The sequence below is a fragment of the Amycolatopsis sp. CA-161197 genome, assembly GCF_050942255.1.
Lineage (GTDB): Bacteria > Actinomycetota > Actinomycetes > Mycobacteriales > Pseudonocardiaceae > Amycolatopsis.
On sequence record NZ_CP192059.1, the window covers coordinates 6,247,361 to 6,269,060 of the forward strand.

Annotated in this window: 24 protein-coding genes; 13 read left to right on the forward strand and 11 right to left on the reverse strand. The window is 72.1% G+C overall.

The window, feature by feature from the left end:
• Positions 1 to 61 precede the first annotated feature (61 nt).
• From ACQPXB_RS29175 to ACQPXB_RS29190, 4 genes are all read left to right on the forward strand, one after another.
• Complete coding sequence (locus tag ACQPXB_RS29175; RefSeq protein ID WP_366583553.1) at positions 62 to 883, forward strand: alpha/beta fold hydrolase; 822 nt, start codon at positions 62 to 64, stop codon at positions 881 to 883.
• Positions 884 to 998: 115 nt separating this feature from the next.
• Positions 999 to 1,385, forward strand: coding sequence for a hypothetical protein (locus ACQPXB_RS29180; RefSeq protein ID WP_366583552.1), 387 nt, complete (start codon positions 999 to 1,001; stop codon positions 1,383 to 1,385).
• Positions 1,386 to 1,511: 126 nt separating this feature from the next.
• Positions 1,512 to 2,312: a trypsin-like serine peptidase gene (locus tag ACQPXB_RS29185; protein WP_432845165.1), complete on the forward strand. Its 801-nt coding sequence runs from the start codon at positions 1,512 to 1,514 to the stop codon at positions 2,310 to 2,312.
• 80 nt (positions 2,313 to 2,392) lie between these two features.
• Complete coding sequence (locus tag ACQPXB_RS29190) at positions 2,393 to 3,799, forward strand: MFS transporter (RefSeq protein WP_386954463.1); 1,407 nt, start codon at positions 2,393 to 2,395, stop codon at positions 3,797 to 3,799.
• A gap of 155 nt (positions 3,800 to 3,954) precedes the next feature.
• On the opposite strand, the gene ACQPXB_RS29195 is transcribed toward ACQPXB_RS29190, so the two are convergent.
• The gene (locus ACQPXB_RS29195; protein ID WP_366583550.1) at positions 3,955 to 4,698 is read right to left on the reverse strand and encodes a helix-turn-helix domain-containing protein; all 744 of its coding nucleotides are present in this window, start codon (positions 4,696 to 4,698) and stop codon (positions 3,955 to 3,957) included.
• Between the two features lie 63 nt (positions 4,699 to 4,761).
• On the opposite strand from ACQPXB_RS29195, the gene ACQPXB_RS29200 reads away from it, so the two are divergent.
• Both ACQPXB_RS29200 and ACQPXB_RS29205 read left to right on the forward strand, forming a co-directional pair.
• The gene (locus ACQPXB_RS29200) at positions 4,762 to 5,331 is read left to right on the forward strand and encodes a TIGR03086 family metal-binding protein (protein WP_366583549.1); all 570 of its coding nucleotides are present in this window, start codon (positions 4,762 to 4,764) and stop codon (positions 5,329 to 5,331) included.
• 87 nt (positions 5,332 to 5,418) lie between these two features.
• On the forward strand, positions 5,419 to 6,021 hold the full coding sequence (locus ACQPXB_RS29205) for a hypothetical protein (RefSeq protein ID WP_366583548.1): 603 nt from the start codon (positions 5,419 to 5,421) through the stop codon (positions 6,019 to 6,021).
• Between the two features lie 152 nt (positions 6,022 to 6,173).
• On the opposite strand, the gene ACQPXB_RS29210 is transcribed toward ACQPXB_RS29205, so the two are convergent.
• From ACQPXB_RS29210 to ACQPXB_RS29225, 4 genes are all read right to left on the reverse strand, one after another.
• Positions 6,174 to 7,007, reverse strand: coding sequence for a hypothetical protein (locus tag ACQPXB_RS29210; protein WP_366583547.1), 834 nt, complete (start codon positions 7,005 to 7,007; stop codon positions 6,174 to 6,176).
• Positions 7,008 to 7,102: 95 nt separating this feature from the next.
• On the reverse strand, positions 7,103 to 8,587 hold the full coding sequence (locus tag ACQPXB_RS29215) for a CehA/McbA family metallohydrolase (RefSeq protein ID WP_432845166.1): 1,485 nt from the start codon (positions 8,585 to 8,587) through the stop codon (positions 7,103 to 7,105).
• Between the two features lie 131 nt (positions 8,588 to 8,718).
• Entirely contained in the window at positions 8,719 to 9,438 is a 720-nt protein-coding gene (locus tag ACQPXB_RS29220; protein ID WP_366583545.1) for an SRPBCC family protein, read from the reverse strand.
• A gap of 94 nt (positions 9,439 to 9,532) precedes the next feature.
• Positions 9,533 to 9,982, reverse strand: coding sequence for an Lrp/AsnC family transcriptional regulator (locus tag ACQPXB_RS29225; protein WP_432845167.1), 450 nt, complete (start codon positions 9,980 to 9,982; stop codon positions 9,533 to 9,535).
• Positions 9,983 to 10,076: 94 nt separating this feature from the next.
• Between ACQPXB_RS29225 and ACQPXB_RS29230 the strand changes: the two genes are divergently transcribed.
• The gene (locus tag ACQPXB_RS29230; protein ID WP_366583543.1) at positions 10,077 to 10,934 is read left to right on the forward strand and encodes an LLM class flavin-dependent oxidoreductase; all 858 of its coding nucleotides are present in this window, start codon (positions 10,077 to 10,079) and stop codon (positions 10,932 to 10,934) included.
• A complete protein-coding gene (locus tag ACQPXB_RS29235; protein WP_366583542.1) occupies positions 10,931 to 11,347 on the forward strand; it encodes a nucleoside deaminase in 417 nt (138 codons plus the stop codon). The genes ACQPXB_RS29230 and ACQPXB_RS29235 overlap by 4 nt, the downstream gene beginning before the upstream one ends.
• Positions 11,348 to 11,376: 29 nt before the next feature.
• On the opposite strand, the gene ACQPXB_RS29240 is transcribed toward ACQPXB_RS29235, so the two are convergent.
• Complete coding sequence (locus ACQPXB_RS29240; RefSeq protein ID WP_432845168.1) at positions 11,377 to 11,538, reverse strand: hypothetical protein; 162 nt, start codon at positions 11,536 to 11,538, stop codon at positions 11,377 to 11,379.
• Between the two features lie 133 nt (positions 11,539 to 11,671).
• Here ACQPXB_RS29240 and ACQPXB_RS29245 point away from each other — a divergent pair, with 133 nt between their 5' ends.
• Positions 11,672 to 12,193, forward strand: coding sequence for a 2'-5' RNA ligase family protein (locus tag ACQPXB_RS29245; RefSeq protein WP_432845169.1), 522 nt, complete (start codon positions 11,672 to 11,674; stop codon positions 12,191 to 12,193).
• Here ACQPXB_RS29245 and ACQPXB_RS29250 read toward each other — a convergent pair.
• Genes ACQPXB_RS29250 through ACQPXB_RS29260 form a run of 3 tightly spaced genes read right to left on the reverse strand, consistent with a single transcriptional unit; the run spans position 12,135 to position 14,291 of the window.
• Positions 12,135 to 13,223: a hypothetical protein gene (locus ACQPXB_RS29250; RefSeq protein WP_432845170.1), complete on the reverse strand. Its 1,089-nt coding sequence runs from the start codon at positions 13,221 to 13,223 to the stop codon at positions 12,135 to 12,137. The genes ACQPXB_RS29245 and ACQPXB_RS29250 overlap by 59 nt on opposite strands.
• A 7-nt stretch (positions 13,224 to 13,230) precedes the next feature.
• The gene (locus tag ACQPXB_RS29255) at positions 13,231 to 13,815 is read right to left on the reverse strand and encodes a hypothetical protein (RefSeq protein ID WP_432845171.1); all 585 of its coding nucleotides are present in this window, start codon (positions 13,813 to 13,815) and stop codon (positions 13,231 to 13,233) included.
• A gap of 2 nt (positions 13,816 to 13,817) precedes the next feature.
• Positions 13,818 to 14,291 (reverse strand): helix-turn-helix transcriptional regulator, encoded by a 474-nt coding sequence (locus ACQPXB_RS29260; protein WP_366583538.1) that lies wholly within the window; start codon positions 14,289 to 14,291, stop codon positions 13,818 to 13,820.
• A 268-nt stretch (positions 14,292 to 14,559) separates the two neighbouring features.
• On the opposite strand from ACQPXB_RS29260, the gene ACQPXB_RS29265 reads away from it, so the two are divergent.
• Both ACQPXB_RS29265 and ACQPXB_RS29270 read left to right on the forward strand, forming a co-directional pair.
• Complete coding sequence (locus ACQPXB_RS29265; protein WP_432845172.1) at positions 14,560 to 15,504, forward strand: NAD-dependent epimerase/dehydratase family protein; 945 nt, start codon at positions 14,560 to 14,562, stop codon at positions 15,502 to 15,504.
• Complete coding sequence (locus ACQPXB_RS29270; protein WP_432845173.1) at positions 15,501 to 17,675, forward strand: glycosyltransferase; 2,175 nt, start codon at positions 15,501 to 15,503, stop codon at positions 17,673 to 17,675. Before ACQPXB_RS29265 ends, ACQPXB_RS29270 begins: the two co-directional genes overlap by 4 nt.
• Here the strand turns inward: ACQPXB_RS29270 and ACQPXB_RS29275 are convergent.
• The gene (locus ACQPXB_RS29275; RefSeq protein ID WP_366583536.1) at positions 17,605 to 18,111 is read right to left on the reverse strand and encodes a GtrA family protein; all 507 of its coding nucleotides are present in this window, start codon (positions 18,109 to 18,111) and stop codon (positions 17,605 to 17,607) included. The two genes, ACQPXB_RS29270 and ACQPXB_RS29275, sit on opposite strands and share 71 nt — an antisense overlap.
• Positions 18,112 to 18,292: 181 nt before the next feature.
• Here ACQPXB_RS29275 and ACQPXB_RS29280 point away from each other — a divergent pair, with 181 nt between their 5' ends.
• Positions 18,293 to 19,447 (forward strand): NAD-dependent epimerase/dehydratase family protein, encoded by a 1,155-nt coding sequence (locus ACQPXB_RS29280; protein WP_366583535.1) that lies wholly within the window; start codon positions 18,293 to 18,295, stop codon positions 19,445 to 19,447.
• 63 nt (positions 19,448 to 19,510) lie between these two features.
• Here the strand turns inward: ACQPXB_RS29280 and ACQPXB_RS29285 are convergent, their stop codons facing one another.
• A complete protein-coding gene (locus ACQPXB_RS29285) occupies positions 19,511 to 20,164 on the reverse strand; it encodes a maleylpyruvate isomerase family mycothiol-dependent enzyme (RefSeq protein WP_366583534.1) in 654 nt (217 codons plus the stop codon).
• 77 nt (positions 20,165 to 20,241) lie between these two features.
• Between ACQPXB_RS29285 and ACQPXB_RS29290 the strand changes: the two genes are divergently transcribed.
• The gene (locus ACQPXB_RS29290; protein ID WP_432845174.1) at positions 20,242 to 21,582 is read left to right on the forward strand and encodes an SWIM zinc finger family protein; all 1,341 of its coding nucleotides are present in this window, start codon (positions 20,242 to 20,244) and stop codon (positions 21,580 to 21,582) included.
• The last annotated feature ends 118 nt before the right edge of the window (positions 21,583 to 21,700 follow it).

The following is a 21,700-nucleotide window of genomic DNA, read 5'->3' on the forward strand; positions in this document are numbered from 1 at the left end:
GCCGGACGATCCGCCGTGCGGCCGCTACCGCGCGGGCGCCGCCCGGCCTAGCGTTCGCCGCATGGAATCCCGCTTGGAAAACCTCGACGCGGCCGGGCAGCGGATCGCCTACCGCACCAGCCCAGGTTCCGGCCCCGCCGTGGTGTTCGTGCACGGCAACTCCTCGTCCTCGGCGGCGTGGGCTCACGTGCTCGACGGCCCCTTCGGGCGGCGGTTCCGCGTGCTCGCGCTCGACCTGCCGGGCCACGGCGAGTCCGCGCGCGCGAAAGACCCGGCCACCTACTCGATCCCCGGTTATGCACGGGTGGTCGCGGACTTCGCCGCGGCGGCGGGCGCCGGCGACGCCGTGCTCGTCGGCTGGAGCCTCGGCGGGCACATCGCGCTCTCGGCCTCGACGCGGCTGCCCGGCGTGCGCGGGATCGTCGTGCACGGCACGCCGCCGGTCTCCTCGCCGGCGGACCTCGCCACGGCGTTCCTGCCGAACCCGGCCGTGGCCACGGGGTTCACCGGCGAAGTGTCCCGAGAGGACGCGGCGGAGTACGCCCGCGCCCAGCTCGCGCTCGGCTCGCCGCTGCCGCTCGACGCGGCGGTCGCGCACATCCTCGCCACCGACCCCGAGGCGCGCGCGGGGCTCGGCCGCAGCCTGCAGAGTGCCGAGAACGCCGACGAGCGCGCGATCGTCGCCGGCGCCCGCGTGCCGGTGGCGATCCTGCACGGCGCGCTCGAGCAGCTGGTGAACCTCGAGTACCTGCGCACCGTCACCTCGCCCCGGCTGTGGCGCGGTGAAGTCCAGGTGCTGCCCGGCGCCGGCCACACCCCGCAGGACGAAACTCCCGACGCGTACGAGGCGGTGCTCACCGCGTTCCTCGACGATCTCGCGTGATCCGGATCACCCGGAGAACCTCCGCCGCCACCGCGAGCGTCTTGCCCGGATGAGTCCCACGCCGTGGGGCCGTGCGGCAGGTGTCCGAAGTGGACACCCGAGGAGGGAGAACACCGTGGGGAACCGGAAAGCGGTGCTGGTGGCGGCCGTGGCGGTGACGCTGGCGGCGGCGGGCACGATCGGGATCACCACCGCGTCGGCGAGCGGCGACCAGCCGCCGGAGGGCGCGCGGGCCACCGTGCACGTGAGCCCGAACCCGGCCACCGCGCGGGGCCAGGAAGTGTCGATCACCGGCGACTGCGGGAGCGGCACCGGGCTGAAGTCCGTGCTGGGCGGGCTGCCGGACCACCCGGCGCTCGTCGACATCCGCGTCGTCGACCCGAACCCGGCGCACTACGGGGCCATGGCCCGGGTGTCGGACGGGATCGGTTCGGGCGTCGGGCCGGTCCTGGTCGACTGCGGGGGCGAAGCGGGCGTGACCCTGCTGGTCACGCGCTTCTGAGCCGAGCACGGGGATCCCGCCGCCGGGATCCCCCGGACCGGCGCCGCCGTTCGGCACCACTGTGAGGTTGCTGTGCATCCGGGCACTCAGCGTGCTTTGCGCCCGAAAGCGTGCTGACCTGGACGAGTGGTGATCAACGTTTCGCGGGCGACGCTGGCGGTGGCGGCCGCCGCGGTGCTGGTGCTGACGGGCGGCGCGGCAATGTCCACGTCGGTCGCGGACTCCGACGGGCTGCTCGGCGGCGACCCGGTCGCGAGCGCGGCCGTGCCCTCGTCACCCGCACCGGCACCCACGACCGCGGCCACCGACGCGGTCGGCGCGTTGTTCTCCGGGGGCAAGCACTTCTGCTCCGCCAGCGTGGTGCACAGCCCGGCCGGCGACCTCGTGCTCACCGCCGCGCACTGCCTCGGCGGCGGCACCGAGGGCCTCACGTTCGAGCCCGGCTACCACGACGGCGTCGCCCCGTACGGCAGCTGGACGGTGACCGCCGCGGCCGTGCCGGCGGGCTGGACCGCCTCGGCCGACCAGGACCTCGACTTCGCGTTCCTCACCGTCACCCGGCCCGGCACCGCCGCGTCGCTGGAAAGCCTGACCGGGGCGAACCGGCTGGGGGTGGACCGGGGCTTCACGAACCCGATCACGCTCACCGGCTACCCGGACACGGCCGACGCCCCGGTCGTCTGCGCCAACACCACGACCCAGTCCGACACCTACCAGCAGCGCGTGGAGTGCCCCGGCTTCCCCGACGGCACCAGCGGCGGCCCGTGGGTCACGGCGGCCGACCCGGCGACCGGGCTCGGCACGGTGGTCGGCGTGATCGGCGGCTACGAGCAGGGCGGCGACGCCCCGGACGTGTCCTACAGCGCCTACTTCGACGGCGACATGCAGCGGCTCTACGGCTCCGTCACGGCTGGTTCCGGCAGGTAACAACCAGCACAGTCTCTTGTAGGGACGGACTTCCGCCAGCTAGGTTGCTTTTGCCAACCGAGTCGACGGGAGCCCCGTTCATGTCCCCAGCCCCGGTCCGTCCCGGCGCGGTCCTCCTCGTGGTCTCGGCCGCGACCTTCCTCGCGAGCCTCGACCTGTTCATCGTCACGGTCGCGTTCCCGGCGATCCGCACGGCCTTCACCGGCGCCGATCTCGCGACGACGTCGTGGGTGCTCAACGGCTACACCGTGCTCTTCGCCGCCTTCCTCGCCCCGGCGGGCCGGCTGGCCGACCGCTACGGCCGCCGTCGGCTGTTCCTGCTGGGCGTCGCGGTGTTCACACTGGCCTCCGCCGCGTGCGCGGCGGCGACGTCGATCGAGCTGCTGGTCTCGTTCCGCGCGCTGCAGGCGGTGGGTGCGGCGCTGGTGATGCCGACCGCGCTGGCGCTGCTGCTCACTGCGTTCCCGCCGCACCGGCGGTCGATGGCGGTCGGGGTGTGGGCGTCGATCGGCGCGGTGGCGGCGGCGCTCGGCCCGCCCGTCGGTGGTCTGCTGGTGGAAGCGTCGTGGCGCTGGGTGTTCCTGGTGAACCTGCCGATCTGCCTGCTCACGCTCGGGTTCGGGCCGCGGGTGCTGCGCGAGACGCGCGACGGCACCACCGGCGTGCCCGACCTCCTCGGCGCGCTCGGCCTGCTCGTGGGTGTCGGGGCGCTCGCGTACGCGCTGGTCGAGGCGCCCGACCGCGGCTGGGGCTCGCCGACGGTGCTCATCGCGTTCGCCGTCGCCGCGGTGGCGCTCGCGTGGGTCCCGTGGCGCTCGGCGCGCCACGCCGTGCCGGTGCTCGACCTGCCGGCGCTGCGCGTGCCGACGCTGTGGCTGGCGTGCCTCGCGGTCGCCGTGTTCTCGGCGGGCTTCGGCGCGATGCTGTTCGGCAACGTGCTGTTCCTGACCTCGCAGTGGCACGACTCGATCCTCGTGGCGGGCCTCTCGCTGGCGCCCGGCCCGCTCGTGGTCGTGCCGATGTCTCAGCTCGCCGGTCGGCTCGCGCACCGCACCGGCCCCGGGCCGGTGATCGCGGCCGGCGGCCTGGCCCTCGCGCTAGGCGTGACGGTGTGGCTGCTGCGGATGGGGCCCGAGCCGGCGTACCTGTCAGCGATGCTGCCCGGGCAGCTGCTCACGGGCGTCGGCGTGGGCCTCACCATGCCGAGCGTCTCCGGCATCGTCGCCACCGTCCTGCCCGCCGCCCGCTGGGGCGCGGGATCGTCGATGATCAACACCAGCCGTCAGATCGGCACGGTGCTCGGCACGGCCGTGCTCGTCGCGATCTACGCCGGCGCGCAGGACCTCGCGGCCTTCCGCCGCGGCTGGCTGCTCATCGTCGGCACCGGCCTCGCCACGTCGTTGGCCGGCGTCGCGATCGCCACCCGGCGGCGCACGGACCACGTGCCCGAGAGCGCGCCGGAACCCACGCTCGCCACGCGAACTTGACCTGGAGCGCGCTCAAGCTCCTCACCGCCCCGCTCGACCTCGCAGCTCCGGCCGCGGCATCGACCTGTTCATCGGCGGCGCGGACGTGCTGGCCCACCGGCTGGAACGCGTCGGCCCCGGCGGGGAACGGCAGTTCGCGAATCGCGGGAGGCGGACTAGTACCGCTGCGCGTACCAGGTCGGCGGCTCGCCGAACATGCTCTTGAAGTCGCGGATGAAGTGGCCCTGGTCGGCGTAGCCGAGGTCCGCCGCCAGCGCGGCCCAGTCGATCGCCCCGTCCGCAGCCATGCGCGCGGTCACCTCGTGCAGGCGGTAGCGGCGGATCACCCACTTGGGCCCGATGCCGACGTACTCCGCGAACAGCCGTTGCAGCCCCCGCACGCTCAGCCCCAGCTCGTCGGCGAGGCGTTCGACCCTCGTCACGGCCGTGTCCTCGGCGATCAGCTCGACCGCGGCCACCGCCTGGCGCACCCGGGGGTCGTCGTCCGGCAGGTGTTTCAGCAGGAACGCGTCCACGGTCGGCACGTCGAGCGTCGTGGGCAGGTCGGGGCCGAAAACCTCGGCCGCCGGGACGACGCGGTCGGTGATCGTCGAAACGGAGGCGCCGAGGAACGAGCGGAAGCAGCCCGGCCGGAACGCGACGCCGAAGACGTGGTCGCGGCCCCCGAGGACCTTGATCCGGTAGCCGCTGCACACGCCGTTGACGTCCGCGCGGCCGCCGCCGAACGACAGGTGCACGTTCGGGTAAGGCACGATCTTCTGCCGGTAGGGCTCGGCGTAGTCCCAGCGCGCCTCCCAGTACCGCTCCACCCAGGGCGCGAGCGCCGGCGACGGGTCGTGGAACGCGTGGCTCTGATACCTGGTCCACGCACTCCGCAGCTCACGAACATCCCGCCCCACCCGGCAGAGTGTACGTCGCCTTTGTCCAATACCCCCCGGCCCGCACCGCCTAGCGTCGCCCCCATGTCACACGTATCCGACGCGGCCGGGGCCATGGCCGCCCTCGCCGGCACCATCACCGACGACCAGCTCGCCAACAAGACTCCGTGCACGGAGTACGACGTGCGGGCGCTGGTCAACCACCTCCTGTTCTGGGGTCCGTCGCTCGCCGGCGCCGGCCGCAAGGAGTCCGTTCCGCAGCCGGCGGCGGCCGAGTCCGATGTGGACCTGACGGCCGGCGACTGGCGCGGTCGCCTGCTCGCCCTGCTGGACGACCTCACGTCGTCGTGGGCGCCGCCGAGCGCCTGGCAGGGCGAGACGACCATGGGCACACCGCACACGCTGCCCGCGCCCGTCATGGGCGACATGATCGTCGGCGAGCTGGCCGTGCACGGCTGGGACCTGGCCGCCGCGACCGGGCAGCGGCTGGACCTGCCCGCCGACCTGCTGGCGCACCTGCACGACACGGTGCTCGCCGGCGTGGAGCAGGGGCGGGCGATGGGCATGTACGGACCGGAGGTCGAGGTACCGGCCGACGCACCCACCTTGGACCGCATCCTCGGCCTGACCGGCCGCGATCCCGCCTGGACGTAGTCTCCCGGCCGGTGAGGTGACCGCAGCCGGCCCGGCGTGGACGCCCGAGAAGACCCGCGCGATGGGCGGACGACGTAGAATTGTGTTGTGCCACAACGCGAATACAGCACTGCGGACATCAAGCTGATCGAGTTCGACGAGTCTGTTCGCCACTGGCCGGGGATGTACTTCGGTGTCACTCTCGACGACCCGAAGCTGCCGACCGACGTCCTCATTGGCGTCATCGGCCACGCCGTCCATCCCGCAACGCATCTGGCTGACCCGCGCAGCCCTGTGGTCCGAGTCGAGATTCTCGGTGACCTCACCTTCTCGATCACCGACGACCAGCTCTGCCCGGCCGAGCGCTGCCGCGTGCCGGAACGCGGTTACTTCGAATCGCTGCTGGGCCCGGACCGATGGACACTCGCGGCCGCCGCAGTCGTGAGCCGACGGACGGTCGTCGAAGTGTGGCGGGCCGGGAGTGGCCTGAGCCAGGAGCTCTCCGGCCTGCGCCCGGTCGGATCGCCCGAGTCATTCACCGCATCCCACGGGCGGGGCACCACCGTGACGATCGAATTGGATCCCGACTGCCTTGGCGCGAACGCGGCGATCACCACCGATATTGACACGCTTGCCCTGTATCACCAGGACGACTGCGGGACCGCCGCGCCGCACCAGGTCACCATCAACGACCGCCGTGGCGGGCGCTGACTCGGGAGAGGCGGGGCGTGGTCGGTGAACAGCTCGACGAGCTGCCGAAGACCGCGGCCGCCGAGCAGGCCGAGCGCCGCAGTGGCGCGGCTGTGGCGGCGTTCCGCGGAGCTGGTCGACGGGCTCGCGGGCTGAAAGTCCGAAGTGGACGCTCAGCGCGAACTCGGTGGCGCAGCCGGCACCTGATGCAGCGTCAGGTTCGGCCCGACGGCCGGGTCGGCCGTCCACGCGCCCGACTCGGCCGTCCAGGTCTGGCCGGCGAAGGTGACCTTGTCGACGCCCACCGTGGCGGCGCGGGCGACCAGCCAGGTGCTGATCGCCCAGCCCTGTGCGGCCGGGTGGGCGCCGCTGAGGCGGGCCGTGCCCAGTTCGGCGTCGGCGGTCTTCACGAGGTCGGCGGTGGCCGGGCCGACGGTGATGTTGCGGCAGGTCAGCGCGGCCGGGATCTGGCCGGTCAACGCGCTCGCCGCAGCGCGCGCGACGGGTTCCCACTGGGCGTAGGCGTCGGGTGCGGCGGAGCGCTGCACCGCCTGCGCCGCCTCGGTGATGGGCATCGACTCCCAGCCCGAGAGCTTGGCGAGCTTCGTGTAGAACGCCGTGGCCGCGTAGACCGGGTCCTGCAGCTGCGCCGGCGTGCCCCAGCCCTGGCTCGGCCGTTGCTGGAACAGGCCGACCGAGTCGCGGTCACCGCCGCTGAGGTTGCGCAGCTTCGACTCCTGCAACGCCGTGGCCAGCGCGACCGTGACGGCGTGCGACGGCAGCCCCTCCTTCGAGGCGACCGCGGCGATCGTCGCCGCGTTGCTCATCTGGTCGGGCTGCAGCGTGTACTGCGTCGCGTCCTGCTGACCCGGCTCCTTCGGCAACGTGACCGTGCACCCGGGTGTCGAGACGTCGCTGCCCCGCGACAGCACCACCACCACGACGACCACGGCCACGAGGACCACGACGACCGCAGCGATCGCCGCTTTGACCCCGCACCCGCGCACCCGTCCTCCCCCACCCTTCTCACAAGACCTGTTCGGACAATTCTGCCCGGACGACCGGTAGGGCCCGTGTGTGGGTGAAGGAGGACGGGCCGGGATCACTTGCCGTCGGCGGCGCCCAGGAAGATCGGGTTGGACATGGCGACCATCGCGTTCGGCGTGGTGGTGTTCGGGCCGCCCGACGGACGCCGCACCTCCACGCGCACCCACCGGCTGTAGCGCGGGTAGGTGGTCCACGTCACGGTGGCGGTACCGCCGGCGGGCACCGTCTCGACGTGCTCGGGGCCGAGCTGGTCGAGGAACGTGACGGTGGTGCCCGGCGCACCGGTCACCGTCGCGCTCACCGTGACCGCGGTGCCGGTGCCGGCCGTGAGCCGCTCGCCGATGCCCGCGCTGCGCCCGCCTCCGGACACGCCGAACTCGAGGTTCACGTCCTTCGACTCGGCCAGCCACGACTGGCCCGCCTTGAGGCCGGCCAGCAGGTCGGCGCGGCGGAGGCTGTTGGCCTTCACCACGGTGTGCGGCAGGGCCACGACCTGGTCCGGGTTGTGCGCGTCGGAGTCGCCGATCGCCGGGATCCAGCGGCCGCCGCGCAGCAGGCCGTCCCAGTGCGTGACGCTGGCCTCGTCGTCCTGGGTCCACGGGCCGTTCCAGACCTCGACGAGGTCGGCGATCTCGTAGGCGAACTCGTACGTGCAGCCGAAGCAGTTCGCGAACGGGTGCGCGGCGGTGACCAGGCCGCCCGCGCGATGCACCTGGTCGGTGAAGTGCCGGAAGTCCGCGGCGTCGGACGCGCGGTAGCGCCAGTCGATCCAGGTACCGGCGGGCAGGCCGATCGCGGGCCAGTGCCCCGAGCGCGTGGTGACCTCTTCGCCGTTGAGGATCAGCAGGTCGTCGGTGGCGTAGTCGCCCCAGATCAGCTGCGAGCTCTTGGTGTTGTGATCGGTGGAGACGATGAAGTCCAGCCCGGCCGCGCGGGAGTCGGCGACGAGCTGGTCCGGCGTGCGCTTGCCGTCGGAGTGCACGGTGTGCAGGTGGCAGTCGCCGCGGTACCAGGACTTGCCGCGCTGGCGGGCCGGCGCCGTCTCCGGCGCGGGGTTCGGTTTGAACGGCTTGTCGTCCGCGCCGAACGTCAGCGTGATGTCCACCCGGTAGTTCATGCCCTGCGGCGCCACCGTGTACGGGCCGAGGATCACGTGCCAGCGGCCCTGCTTGATCGGACCGGCGACGTACCCGGGGGTGGCCTCGGAAGCGCTGATCGAGAAGCGGTCGCGGAACCCGCCGGACCAGCCGCGGAAGCCGCGGGCGTTGCCGAGGTCGTGGCCCTCGGGGCCGAACATGCCGATGTCACAGGCGTTTCCGCGCACGCCGGCGGGCACGGACGGCCGGTCGTAGGAGTACACGACATCGATCTGCTTGACCCCGCGGGGCACGTCGACGGGCAGGTAGTACCAGTCCGGCACGTCGGGCTTGAACGTGCCCGTGACCGTCTTGGTCTGCTGCGCCGTGCCCGGCGCGGGAGCCGCGAACGCGACGCCGGGCAGCATGCCCATCGCCGCTCCGGCCGCCACGACACCACTCACGCGCAACAAGTTACGCCGGCTGAGATCCCCAGTGGACATGCGTTCCTCCGCATAGGTCGAAGACGGCCCGACGCTAGGCGAGGGCGAGCGCCGCCATCAACGACGCGCGGGTGAACACTCGGCGACCCGGGCTACTCACCTGTTCCCGCGGGGAAAACCCCGGCCAGCCAAGTGGTCCAGGCCACTTCGCTCTCCGCCGGGCCGTCGAAGACGTGCGCCGCGACGGCGACCGGCCAGCCCCACGCGTCGCGGCCGTAGACGCGGTAGAGCGCGCCGGGAGTGCGGATGCCGAGGAAGCGGTCGGTGCGGTAGTCGACGACGCCTTCGATCGGCGCCGGTCCCGCGGCCACGACCCGGTCGCCGACGGCCGCGTCGCCCACGCCGAGCGCGTCGCACACCGCCGTGAACCCGCCGTCGGCCGAGGACTCCGGCGCTCCGGCCGACACGTACGTCGCGTCGCGGCCCGCGAAGTGGCGGACGTACTCGGTGAGCGAGTGGTAGTAGAACTTCGTGTGGTGCAGGCACGAGTCGAGCTGCACGTCGTGGTCCTCGCCGAGGACCGAACGGTGCCGGTAGCGCAGCAGCGTGCCGGCTTCTCGCGGCTCGAGGTCGTAGTCGAGCTGGTTGAACCACCCGTCGGCCGAGTCCGCGCGCGTCACGAACCGCCGCGCCGGGTCCCACTCGACGACGGTGCCGCCGGTCGGCGTCAGGCCACGCTCGGCACCGCCGCGGCGCGGCTCGTACGCGATCTCCCACAGCCAGCCGCCGGTGCGCGCGGTGAACGCGTCCCACACCTGCTCCGGCGTCCCCGCCAGCACGCCTTCCCACCGGACGTCGATCTCCGTGCCCATGTCGGCTCCTCCGCTCCGAGGGACGCCAGGTGCGCCCCGTCACGGATGCGTCGGAGGAGGCGGGCGCGCTTCGACAAATCGGCGCGGAAGAATTTCAGGCGGGTTTGCGTGGCCCCCGGTACGGCAGCGTCTGACTGTAGACGACGTTCGTCGTCGTGCTGCCGAACCGCGCCAGCTCCCCCATGAGCTGCTCGAGGTGCGCCATGGACGTGGCGGCGACCTTGAGCGTGTAGCAGTCGTCGCCGGTGGTGCGCAGGCATTCGAGCAGCTCGGCGCGTTCGGCCAGCAGCCGGTGCAGCGCCTCGTGGCGGTTGCCGGGGAACTTCAGCCGCACCACGGCCAGCACGCCGAACCCGACCTTGGTCAGGTCGACCTCGGCGCGGTAGCCGGTGATCACGCCGAGCGCCTCGAGCCGGCGCACGCGCTCGGTGGCCGCCGACGCGCTGAGGCTCACGCGCTTGCCCAGCTCGGTGAGCGCGAGCCGGCCGTCCTGCTGCAGCTCGGTGACGATCGCCCAGTCGGTGTCGTCGAGAGTCTCGGCCATTCCCGCAATCTACCGGCAGATCCACGGCCATCGGGCCGATATCCCGGACGGAATCCCTTCACCGGCCCGGGTCCGCGTCGATAGCGTTGGCGGCGTGCGACTCGGTGTGAACATCCCGAACTTCGGCCCCGGCGCCGACCCCGGTGTGCTGCGCGCGTGGGCGCAGACGAGCGAGGGGCTCGGCTACGACCTGCTGATGGTGTCCGACCACGTCGCCATCACCCCCGACGTGGCGGCGCAGTACCCCGCGCCGTTCTACGAGCCGTTCACCACGCTGTCGTGGCTGGCGGGCGCGACGACGGACGTGCGGCTGGGCACCACCGTGCTGATCCTCCCCTACCGGCATCCGCTGCTCACGGCGCGCATGGCCGCGAACCTCGCCGACCTCAGCGGCGGCCGGTTCGTGCTCGGCGTGGGCGTCGGCTGGGCGCGCGAGGAGTACGCGGCGCTCGGCGTGCCGTTCGAACGCCGCGGCGCGCTGACCGACGCGCACCTGGCGACCATCCGCAGCGCGTGGGCCGACGAGGACGACTACCGCGCGGGCCGGGTCCCGCTGTGGATCGGCGGCGGCAGCGACGCGGCGCTGCGCCGTTCGGTGCGCTTCGGCGACGCGTGGCATCCGCTGCGCTTCAGGTTGCCCTGGGTGCGCGACGCGCTCGGCCGGCTGCGGGACCACGCCGCCGCCGAGGGCAAACCCGTGCCCGGCTTCGCGCCGCGGATCGTCCTGCGGCTCACCGACGCGCCACCCGCCGATCGGCTCGCGGGCGAGGGCACGCTGGAGCAGATCGTGGGCGATCTGGAGGAACTTCGGCGCCTCGGCGCCGAAGACGTGGTGTTCGACCCGTTCTCGGGCGACCCTGAAGAGACCCGGCGGCCCTCGGCGGCCTGGCAGGCGCTCGCGGCCGTCGCGGACGCCTGGAAGCAGCACTCCCTCGAAAGGGGACCACGATGACCGAGGCCCTGCTCCGCCGTGCGATCGAGCTCGCCGCCACGGCGCGGGCCAGCGGGAACCCGCCGTTCGGCTCGCTGCTCGCCAGCGCCGAGGGGAAGGTGCTCGTCGAGGAGTGGAACACGTCGCTCACCGACCAGGACGTCACGGCGCACCCCGAGCTGAAGCTCGCGCGCTGGGCCGCGCGCGAGCTCAGCCCCGAGACGGCCGCGCTGACGACGATGTACACGAGCTGCCAGCCGTGCGGGATGTGCACCGGCGCCATCGAACGATCGGGACTCGGCCGCGTGGTCTTCGCGTTGTCCACGCAGCAGCTGGCCACCCTCAAACCACCGGCACCCGGCGCGAGTTTCGAACTGCAGGGCCCCGCTTTGTTCGACGAAGCCCGCGTGCCCGTGGCCGGTTATTACCACTGAATTGCAATTGCACGACGAACCGGCGAATATCAGCCGCGAGTGGTGATCAATTCTCTTTCTTCGGCTCCCCGGCCGACTTCCCGGCGCACGGGAACACAGACCAGGAGCAGGGAAACAGCCACGACGCCCAGGAGCACGTGGCCGGCGAGGGCGCACAATCCGCACAATGCGGTCCATAGGACGATCTTCATTCACCGAGTGTAGGGCCCGGTCCACAATGCAGCGGAAAACTTGGGAAAGACTTAGGGTTCCCATTCGGGTACACCCGAGAACGTAGGTGAGCCTCAATTCCTCGCCACGGCGCGGATGCGGGAAGATCACCTCGTGCCCGCTCCCGGAACCAGTGCCCTCGTCGTCGAGCTCCCGGCCGCGGCCGGCCTGCTCGAAGCCGCTGTCGCGGTCAGTCCCGCGCTCGTGCGGCCCGGCCTGCCCCCGCACGTCACGGCGCTCTACCCGTTCCTGCCCGCCACCGACCTCACGGACGAGGCCGACGCCGCCGTGACCGCACTGGCCGCCGCCCACGAAGCGGTCGACGTCGCGCTGGCCGACCTCGTGGTCGCCCCCGGGTTCGTCGCCGTGGCGGCCCCGGCGCTGCAGCCGCTCGCCGACGCCGCGTGCGACCACTGGCCCGGCGTCCGGCCGTACGGCGGCCGCTTCGGCCCGCACCCGCCGGCCCACGTCACGGTCGCGATGGGCGGCACCGACGAGCAGAACTCCGAGGTGGCGCGGCGCGTGGAGCAGCTCCTGCCGCTGACGGCGCGAGCCGAGGCGCTGCACCTGGTCGTGCTCACCGAACAGGGCTGGCAGCTCCGGCTGACCGCTCCGCTCGCAACGCCCGCGCGATAGCCCGCAGCCGCGCGACGTCGGCCGCGAACGCGGTGTCGCCCTGCCGGTCGCCCTCGGGCACCAGCTCGTCCGCCACGGCGTCGCCACCGCCGGCCCGCAGCAGCTCGGCCGCCGCCTCGGGCGGAGCCGACGGCGGGATGCCGGCGAGCAGCAGCCCGTCGTTGACCTCGCTCAGCACCGTCAGCAGCCGCTCGCGCCCGGTCGCGCCCGCGCGACCCAGGCGCACGACATCGGGGAAGCGCCCGGCGAGGTGCTCGCGCAGCGGGCGCAGCTCGGCCCGCGTCCGCGCGTCGCGCACCGCGCGCCCGGCCGCGGGCAGCGCGGGCACGGTCAGGCCGACCACGATCAGCAGCACCGAGATCGCCGGGAAACCCACGGCCAGCGCGCAGTCGACCGTCGAGAACGCGCCGCGGCAGACCACGGCGACCGGGTGCTCGGCGGTCACGTCGGCGACGAGGTCCACGACCTTGCCCGCGAGGTAGGCCAGCGCGAACACGCACGCCACGAGCATCAGCCCGAGGCCGGCCCGCAGCGCGCCGGCGCCCGCGCGGACCGCGCCCGCCGACACGATCGCGATGTCCACCACCGCGAACCCGAGGTAGAGCGTGTAGACCACGACGTAGGCGACCAGCGTCGGATTGGTCCGGTACAGCTCGTCGAACAGGCCGATGCCCACCGGCAGGCCACGGGTCGAGAAGAACGAGACCACCAGCACGACCAGCGCGACCACGAGCGCGGCGAGCCGGCCGCGGCGCCGTTTCTCCGCCACACCGCCGATCTCGGCGACGGTGACCTCGATGCCGTACGCGGCCACCATCGTCGCGAGGTTCGACAGCAGCCGCCCGAGGCTCGGGTAGATCCGGCTCTCGATCGCCTGCGCGCTGTCGGCCAGCAAGAACAACGCGAGACCGAGCGCGATCAGGCTCGTCGCCAGCCCGGCCCCCGCGCCGGTGCGCCGCGCCCGCACGGCGCGCCAGGCGCCGACGGCCACGGCGACCAGCCCGACCCCGAAGAACAGCGCGTCGATCATCCGGCCGCTACCCGAGCAGCGACGCGAGCCGCCGCGCGCGATCGGCGGAGCGCCCGGACGCACCGGGCTTGAGCGGTTCGGCCTCGGCCGTCGCCGCGCTCATCAGCAGCACCGCGATGAGCTCGGCCTCGTACTCGTCGACGTCCGTGGTCACGCGCGTGAGCAGGTGCGACAGCGTGTGGGCACTGAGGTCGGGTGCGAGCGCGGCGGCCTCCGCGTCGGACATCACGCAGGACCCGCGGTGCTCGCACAGCAGGTGCGCGAGCTCGTGGGCGATGATGTGGTCCTGGTGCAACGGTGACGTGCCGGCGGTGTAGGCGACGAGGTCGTAGTCCGCGCGCCGCTGCCAGGCGCCCGACGGCCGGCCCGGCTCGTACTCCACCGCCACCAGGTCGATGTCACGGCCACGGTGCCGTTCCAGCCGGTCGACCCACGCGTTCATCGACCAGGGGCGCGGCGGCGGCACGTCGCGCAGCAGCTCGCGCACTCGGGTGCGGGCGCGCGCTCTCAGGCTCGGGTCGATGACCCCTCCCGGTGCGCTCGGCGGCTGGACCAGCCGGGTGCACCGCGGCGCCCCGGCGATGATCAGCATAGCTACTCGGGCTTGCGCCCGCGGCGGGTGCGCTCGCGCCCGGCGTCGTAGCTGTTCAGCTGGTCCACCAGCGCCGACACGGTGTCGCGGTCGCGTTCGGAGAGCCGCATCGCGCGCTGCGCGAGGTCGCGGGCGCCGGTGTCGCGCCAGGCGACGACGTCGGCGATCTGCCCGTCGACGCGCTCGGCCACGTCGTCGTCGAAGAAGTAGGTGACGGGCACGCCGAAGAAGCGCGCGAGCGCCTGGATGTGCGAGCGCTTCGGGTCGCGCCGCGCCCCGACCGCGAGCTGCTGCACGTGGGTGGCCGACATGCTCACCCCGGTGAGCTCGGCGACGCCCTGCGCGATCTCCCGGTAGGAGTAGGGCTTGCGGTCCGGCGGGTGCACCGTCGAGATCAAGTGCGCGAGCCGTTCGGCGAAGCTGGTGTCCTCGCCGGGACCGCTCGCCGCGTCCCCGGTGTCCGGCGTCCCGGTCATCAGTCCCCCAACCGTCCTCCGCTCGTGACGACGTGAAGCATAGCTGTCACGAAAACTTGACATCAACCGTCCCGTGAACGATACACTCCCCACCAAGGGATGTCGCGAAAACGAAACGGGCGCCCGCGTGTGGTCACTGGGGGTGGCCACACGCGGGCGCCGGGGGCGGGCGGACCTACCGGACATCCGGGACCGAACGGCGATCGACCGGCGCCGCGGCGCTCGTCCGCTGTCCTGGCTCACAGGCTGCGGAGGTAGGTTGTGCGCCATGGTGCTGGAGAACGGTCCTGAAAGGACACCCGTCGTCGTCACCGGTGGCAGCGGCTTCATCGGCCGCGCGGCCGTACGCGAGCTGCGTGATCGCGGCTACCCCGTCACCGTCGTGGACCGGGTCCCGTACGTCACCGAAGACGAGGGCGTGCGCGTGGTCACCGGCGACCTGCGCGACGCGGAGACTCGCGAGGCTGCCGTCACCGCGGGTACGGGCGCCATCGTCCACCTCGCGGCGCTCACGTCGGTGCTGAAGTCGGTGGAGCTGCCCGACGACACGTTCACCGAGAACGTCGCCGTGACCCACGGGCTGCTGGAGCTCGCGCGCGAACGCGGGGTGCAGACCTTCGTGCTCGCCTCCACCAACGCGGTGATCGGCGACGTCGGCACATCGACCATCACCGTGGACCTGCCCACCCGGCCGCTCACTCCGTACGGGGCCACGAAAGCCGCGTGCGAGATGCTGCTGTCGGGCTACTCCGGCGCGTACGGCATGACGACGTGCGCCCTGCGGTTCACCAACGTCTACGGCCCCGGCATGTCGCACAAGGACAGCTTCGTGCCGCGCATGATGCGCGCCGCGATGGCGGGCGAGGGCGTGCGCGTGTACGGCACGGGCGAGCAGCGCCGCGACCTCGTGCACGTGGACGACGTGGTGCGCGCCATCGCGCTGGCGCTGGAAAGCGGCTACAGCGGCCGGGCGATCGTCGGCGCCGGCCACTCCGTGTCGGTGCTGGAGATGGTGCAGACCGCGCGCGACGTGACGGGTGCCGAGCTGCCCGTCGAGCACGTGGCCGCGCCCAAGGGCGAGATGCCAGCGGTCGTCGTCGACGTTACCGCCAGCGCCGGGACCATCGGCTTCACCCCGGCGATCTCGCTCGCCGACGGCCTCGCCACCGCCTGGAAGTACTTCTCGGAACTGGACCTGAAAGCGACCCCGTGAGCTTGTTCCTCCGCCGCCACGCCTTCCTGCTCGTCCTGCTCGTCCTCGGCACGACGCTGCGGGTGCTGACCTGGGTCGCGTACCGGCCGGCGATCATCTACATCGACACCTTCCGCTACCTCGACAACCTGCACGCGCTGCGGGCCGATCAGCTGAATCCGATCGGCTACGACCTGGTGCTGCGGCCGTTGCTCGCGATCGGCGGGCTGTCGTTCGTCGCCGCGCTGCAGCACCTGGGCGGGCTGGCGATCGCGGTGGGGATCTACCGGCTCGCGCTGCGCCTGGGCGCGCGCCGCTGGGTCGGCGCGCTGGCGACGGCGCCACTGCTGCTGGACGCCTACCAGCTGCAGATCGAGCAGAACATCATGTCCGAGGTCGTCTTCGAGGCGTTGCTGCTGGGTCTGCTGTGGCTGCTGCTGGCGAAGGGGAAGCCGAACTGGCGGCGGATCGCCCTGGCCGGTCTGGTCATCGGCTTCGCCGTGGTGGTGCGGCTGATCGGCGTCGTGCTCGCGGCGCCGTTCCTGCTGTACGTGCTGAGCGCGGGCAGCGCGTGGCGGTCGTGGCGCGGCTGGCGCAACGCCGGCGTCGGGCTGCTCGCGATCCTCGTCGTGCTCGTGCCGTACGCGGCGGAAGTCAAGGCGCAAACCGGAAAGTGGGGCTTGAGCGGTCCGTCCGGCAGCATGCTCTACGGGCGCACGGCCGCCGTCGCGGACTGCGCGAAGCTCGACCTCGACCCGACGCTGAAGGTGTTCTGCCCGACCGAGGACGTCTCGACCCGGCTCGTCGACAACTACACGCACGCCGACCTCGACCCCGCGTGGCCCGGCCCGCTGCCGCCCGGTGCGGACAAGACGGCGCTGGCGCACGAATTCTCGGTGCAGGTGCTCAAGGCGCAGTGGTGGGACGTCGCGAAGGCGATCCTCAGCGACTTCTCCAAGAGCTTCCGGATCACCCGCGCCACCGCGATCAACGACGTGCCGGTGGACCGCTGGCAGTTCCAGCAGACCTATCCATACTGGTCCGATCCCCCGGTGACCGCTTTCTACACGCAGCAGTACGACGGCGTGGATCCGAGCGTGAACGAGCCGATCGCCACGTTCCTGCGCGACTACCAGATCAACGGCGGGTTCGTGCCCGGCGCGGTGCTCGGGTTCTTCGCACTGCTGGGGCTGCTCACCTTGCTGCGCCGCAAGAAACCGCGGGACAAGGCCCGCAGCGGTGCGCTTTTCGCCGCCGGCACCGGGCTTTTCCTGCTGTTCGCGTCGGCGGTGTTCGAGTTCTCGTGGCGGTATCAGCTGCCCGCGCTCGTGCTGCTGCCCGTCGCGGGCGCACTGGGCTTCACCACACTCACGGCCGCGAGCCGTCGACGCCTCGCCGCATACCCGGACGCCGTGGACGTGGGCGCGGTCGCGGACTTCGACGACCGGCACCCGGGCGCGAAGCTGTCGGAGCTGACGGTGGTGATCGCCGCGTACAACGAGGCCGGCGGAATCGGCCAGGTGCTGGAGAAGATGCCCGACGAGTGCCTCGGCCTGCCGGTCGACGTACTTGTGGTCGTCGACGGCGGCAGCGACGACACGGCCGCCATCGCGGAGGACCACGGCGCGTACGTGTGCGTCGCGCCGACGAACCGGGGCCAGGGCGCGGCTTTGCGCCTCGGTTACCACCTCGCGGCCGAACGCGGCGCGCGCTACGTCGTGACGACCGACGGCGACGGCCAGTACGACAACAGCGAAATGGCGGAACTGGTCGCACCACTGCTCGACGACACCGCCGACTTCGTCACGGGATCGCGGCGGCTGGGCCACGAAGAGGCCGACAGCCGCATGCGCTGGCTCGGCGTGCGCGTGTTCGCGTGGCTGGCTTCGGCGCTGACGTGGCGGAAGATCACCGACACGTCCTTCGGTTTCCGGTCGATGCGCGCGGAGCTCGCGTGCGCGGTCCCGCTCAACGAGCCGCAGTACCAGTCTTCGGAACTGCTGCTGGGAGTCACCGCGCGCGGCGCCCGGGTGCTCGAACGGCCCATGAGCATGCGGCTGCGCAAGGCCGGGAAGAGCAAGAAGGGCGGCAGCGTCGTCTACGGCGCGAACTACGCGCGGGTCATGACGGGGACGTGGTGGCGGGGGTACGTGCTGCGCCGCGGGCGAACACGAAGCGGTCGAGCATCGTGAACTTCACCACGAAAACCAGAGCGTAGCTGAGCACGTACGCACCGTCGATCAAGATGACCCACCACGCGTGCGGCAGGTTCAGCGGCGCGAGCAGGTGACCGGTGAGCGTGGTGAGCCCGACGGAGGCGAGCCCGCCGATCGAGATGACGACGACGTAGGGCAGCAGCTCGCGCCCGACCTCCGGCCGGCCGCGCCGGCCCCAGACCCAGCGGCGGGTGAGGAAGAAGTTCAGCACCGCGCCCGCGGCGAACGCGAACGCGCTGGCCAGCCACGGAGCCCCGCCGATGGCGAGCACCGTGAGCAACGCCGCCTGGCTGAGCAAAGTCGCCGCGACCGAACTGGTGGCCGCGCGGAAGAACCTGCCGGCGAGGCGACGCAGGGGCCGGGGTGAATCCTCCGTTGTGCGAGGCTCCACCGGGTTGGTTACCGTCGTCATGTCCCCCAGTCTCCCCTCGGGCCGATCGGCCTGCCGTCCGGCCCCCCGACGCACAGTAGATTCACAGCTGTCTGCCAGGTGATCATCAGCACCTGGTCGATAGGTTCGGACGTGTTCAAGGCGTCATGTACAAAGAGGAATCAGCGTGCTTGTCGCGTAAACGATACGGAAAGGCTCTTCAATGCGAGTGCTGGTTCTCGGCGGTGACGGCTACCTCGGCTGGCCCACGGCATTGCACTTGTCGGACAAAGGCCACGAAGTGGCCGTTCTGGACAACTACGCCCGCCGCAAGTACGACGTGGAGCTCGAAGCCGAGAGTCTCGTCCCCATCGAAGACCTGCCCACGCGCATCGCGGCGTGGGAAGAGGTGTCGGGCAAGAAGATCGCTCTGTTCGAGGGCGACCTGTGCGACGCCGAGTTCACCTACTCGGCCGTGCGCGACTTCGCTCCCGACTCGATCGTCCACTTCGCCGAGCAGCGGTCCGCGCCGTACTCGATGATCGACCGCGAGCACGCCGTCTACACGCAGCAGAACAACGTCGTCGGCAACCTGAACGTGCTCTACGCGATCGCCGAGATCAACCCGGACATCCACCTGGTGAAGCTCGGCACGATGGGCGAGTACGGCACGCCCAACATCGACATCGAAGAAGGCTGGCTCGAGGTCGAGCACAACGGCCGCAAGGACCGCATGCTCTACCCGAAGAAGCCGGGCTCCTTCTACCACCTGTCGAAGGTGCACGACTCCCACAACATCGAGTTCGCGTGCCGCATCTGGGACCTGCGCGCGACCGACCTCAACCAGGGTGTGGTGTACGGCCAGCAGACGCCGCAGACCGCGCTCGACCCGCGCCTGGCGACCCGGTTCGACTACGACGCGGTGTTCGGCACCGTGCTGAACCGCTTCGTGATCCAGGCGGTGCTGGGCCAGCCGCTGACCGTCTACGGCAAGGGCGGCCAGACCCGCGGCCTGCTCGACATCCGCGACACCGTGGAGTGCATCCGGCTCGCCGTGGAGAACCCGGCCGACCGCGGGGAATTCCGCGTGTTCAACCAGATGACCGAGAGCTACTCGGTCGCCCAGATCGCGGAGATCGTGGCGAACACCTTCCCCGGCCCGGTCCAGATCGAGAACCTGGACAACCCGCGCGTGGAGCAGGCCGAGCACTACTACAACGTGAAGCACACCGGGCTCGTGGAGCTGGGTCTGCAGCCGCACCTGCTGTCCGACACGCTGATCGAGTCGTTGTTCGACATCGTCGGTTCGAACAAGCACCGCGTGAACGACGAGCGCATGCGCCCGACCGTGCGCTGGCGGGGTGCGGTCAAGTCCTGACCCCGTTCGCCGCGTTGGCACGCTGAAACGCCGGATCGCCGTTGCGCGGTCCGGCGTTTTTCGTCAGTAGGCGGGCCAGGGGCCGAGCGGGGGCAACGGTCCGGTGAGGCGCTCGCCGTCACCGCGGCCGGCGAGCCAGGCCGCCAGGTCGCGGATGGCTCCGGCGACCCCGTCACCCTCACCCCAGCGCTGCGGAACATCGGTGGCCGTCATGCTCGTGCCGGCCGGGATCCGTGTCCTCAGCAGATCAACGGCGTGGCAAGCGAAATCCACGTCCCAGTCGTCCGGACCGACGCCGATGTCCAGGTCCACAAGGTGGATCCAGACTTCGCGCCAGCGCGTGTACACCGCCGGAATGAAGGCTGGCCAGTCCTCGACGCGCTCCCACACGCGTTCGAGTGTTTTTGCGTGCGCGTCAACAGCGGTGCGGTGCTCGTCGGCGCTCCGGCAGGCGGTGGCCTCGATGATCGCGTCCCGCTCCCCCGCCGCCCACATCGCGACGGCTTCACCGCGCAGTGCGAATTCGACGACTCGCGCGCGGGCGCGCGCAGCGTCGGCGAGGTGAGCCAGTACGTGGCCGCGGGTCCAGCCGGGCAATCGCGAGGATTCTCGCACGGCAACGTCCGTGAGGTCGGTGAGCGCTGCGGCGAGGCGCCGGTGGGCGTCGGCGACGGCGTCGACAGGTGGGATCGTGGGGCCGGATCGTATCGGCAGCACATTTTGTCGGTCGCGGATGAGATGCTTCTCCGGTCAGCCCCTCACGGGGGTCGGAAACACGGAGCGGCAAGGGAAACGTGGCCGAACAGGTGGCAGCGCGCTGGAGTCCCGAGCAGGTCGCCGGGCTCGCGCCGGACCCGGCGTCGGCCAAGGCCGGGCGCGGGCTCGCGGTGCCGGCGAAGTGGTCGGGCGCCGGCGCTTCGGCGCGGGCGGTGTGGGGTTCGTGCAAGGGCAGTGGCGCGAAGCCGTACCGCACGGTGGTCGAGCTGGCGGGGCCGGCGTTCAAGTGCACGTGCCCGTCGCGGAAATTCCCGTGCAAGCACGCATTGGGGTTGCTGCTGCTGTGGTCGGCCGAGCAGGTGCCTTTCGCCGCCGAGGAGCCCGACGTCGCCACGTGGCTCGCGGAGCGTGAGGCGCGGGCATCGCGCGCCGAACGCAAGCCGGACGCGCCGAAGGACCTGGAAGCCGCGGCGAAACGCGCGCAGGAGCGGCTCGCGCGCGTGACCGCGGGCGCGGCCGAGTTGCGTGGCTGGCTGGCCGATCGTGTCGGGGCCGGTCTCGCGAGCTTCGAGAGCAGTGGTTTCGCGGATGGCTCGGGTTCCGGCGGCGGTGCCGAGCAGCTGCGCGCGGTCGCCGCACGGATGATCGACGCCCAGGCCCCGGGTTTGGCGGGCGGTCTGCGTCGCGCGGCCGGGCTCCTCGGCCGCGGCCGCGACTGGCCGGGTGACCTGCTGGCCGAGCTGTCGCTGCTGTACGTGCTGGCCGGCGCGGCCCTTCGCCTGGACGAGCTGCCCGCGCCGCTGGCCGAAACCGTGCGCACCCGCCTGGGGTTCTCGGCGGGCACCGCGCAGGTGCTGGAGTCGGGCGAACGCGTCGCCGACCAGTGGCTCGTGACCGGCGCGGTCGACGACGAACAGGACAACCTCCGCACCCGCCGCACCTGGCTGCGCGGCCGGCACTCGGGGCGCGTCGCGTTGGTCCTGTCCTTCGCCCCGCCCGGCCGTCCGCTGGACAGCTCCCTGCCGCCCGGCTACGTCGTCCCCGGCGAGCTCGCCTTCCACCCGGGCGCCCTGCCGCTGCGCGCGCTGGTCGCCGACCGCACCCAGGCCGTCCCCACCCCGATCCCCCGCGGCGACACCGTCGCGGACGCCCTGGCCTCGTTCGCCGACGCCCTCGCCGTCGACCCGTGGCTCGACCGCTGGCCCGTGCTCCTGTCCGACCTCACCCCCGCCCGCCACGCCGGCGGCTGGGCCCTGTCCGATGTGGACGGTGCCGCCCTGCCACTGCTGCCGGGCGTCGACCCGTGGCCCCTGCTCGCCCTCGCCGCGGAACACCCGGTGACCCTCGCGGCCGAACTCACCCCGGCCGGCCTGCGCCCCCTCACCTGCTGGCACCCGAACGGCGTGGTGCGCCTGTGACCCCGAACCTCAGGGAGACCCCGAAACCCTTGGCACCACGCGAAAACCTGCCCACACGACGCCGACGCCCGGTGCCGGGGACGCGGCCTTGTCGCCTCACGAACCCGGCCACGCCAAG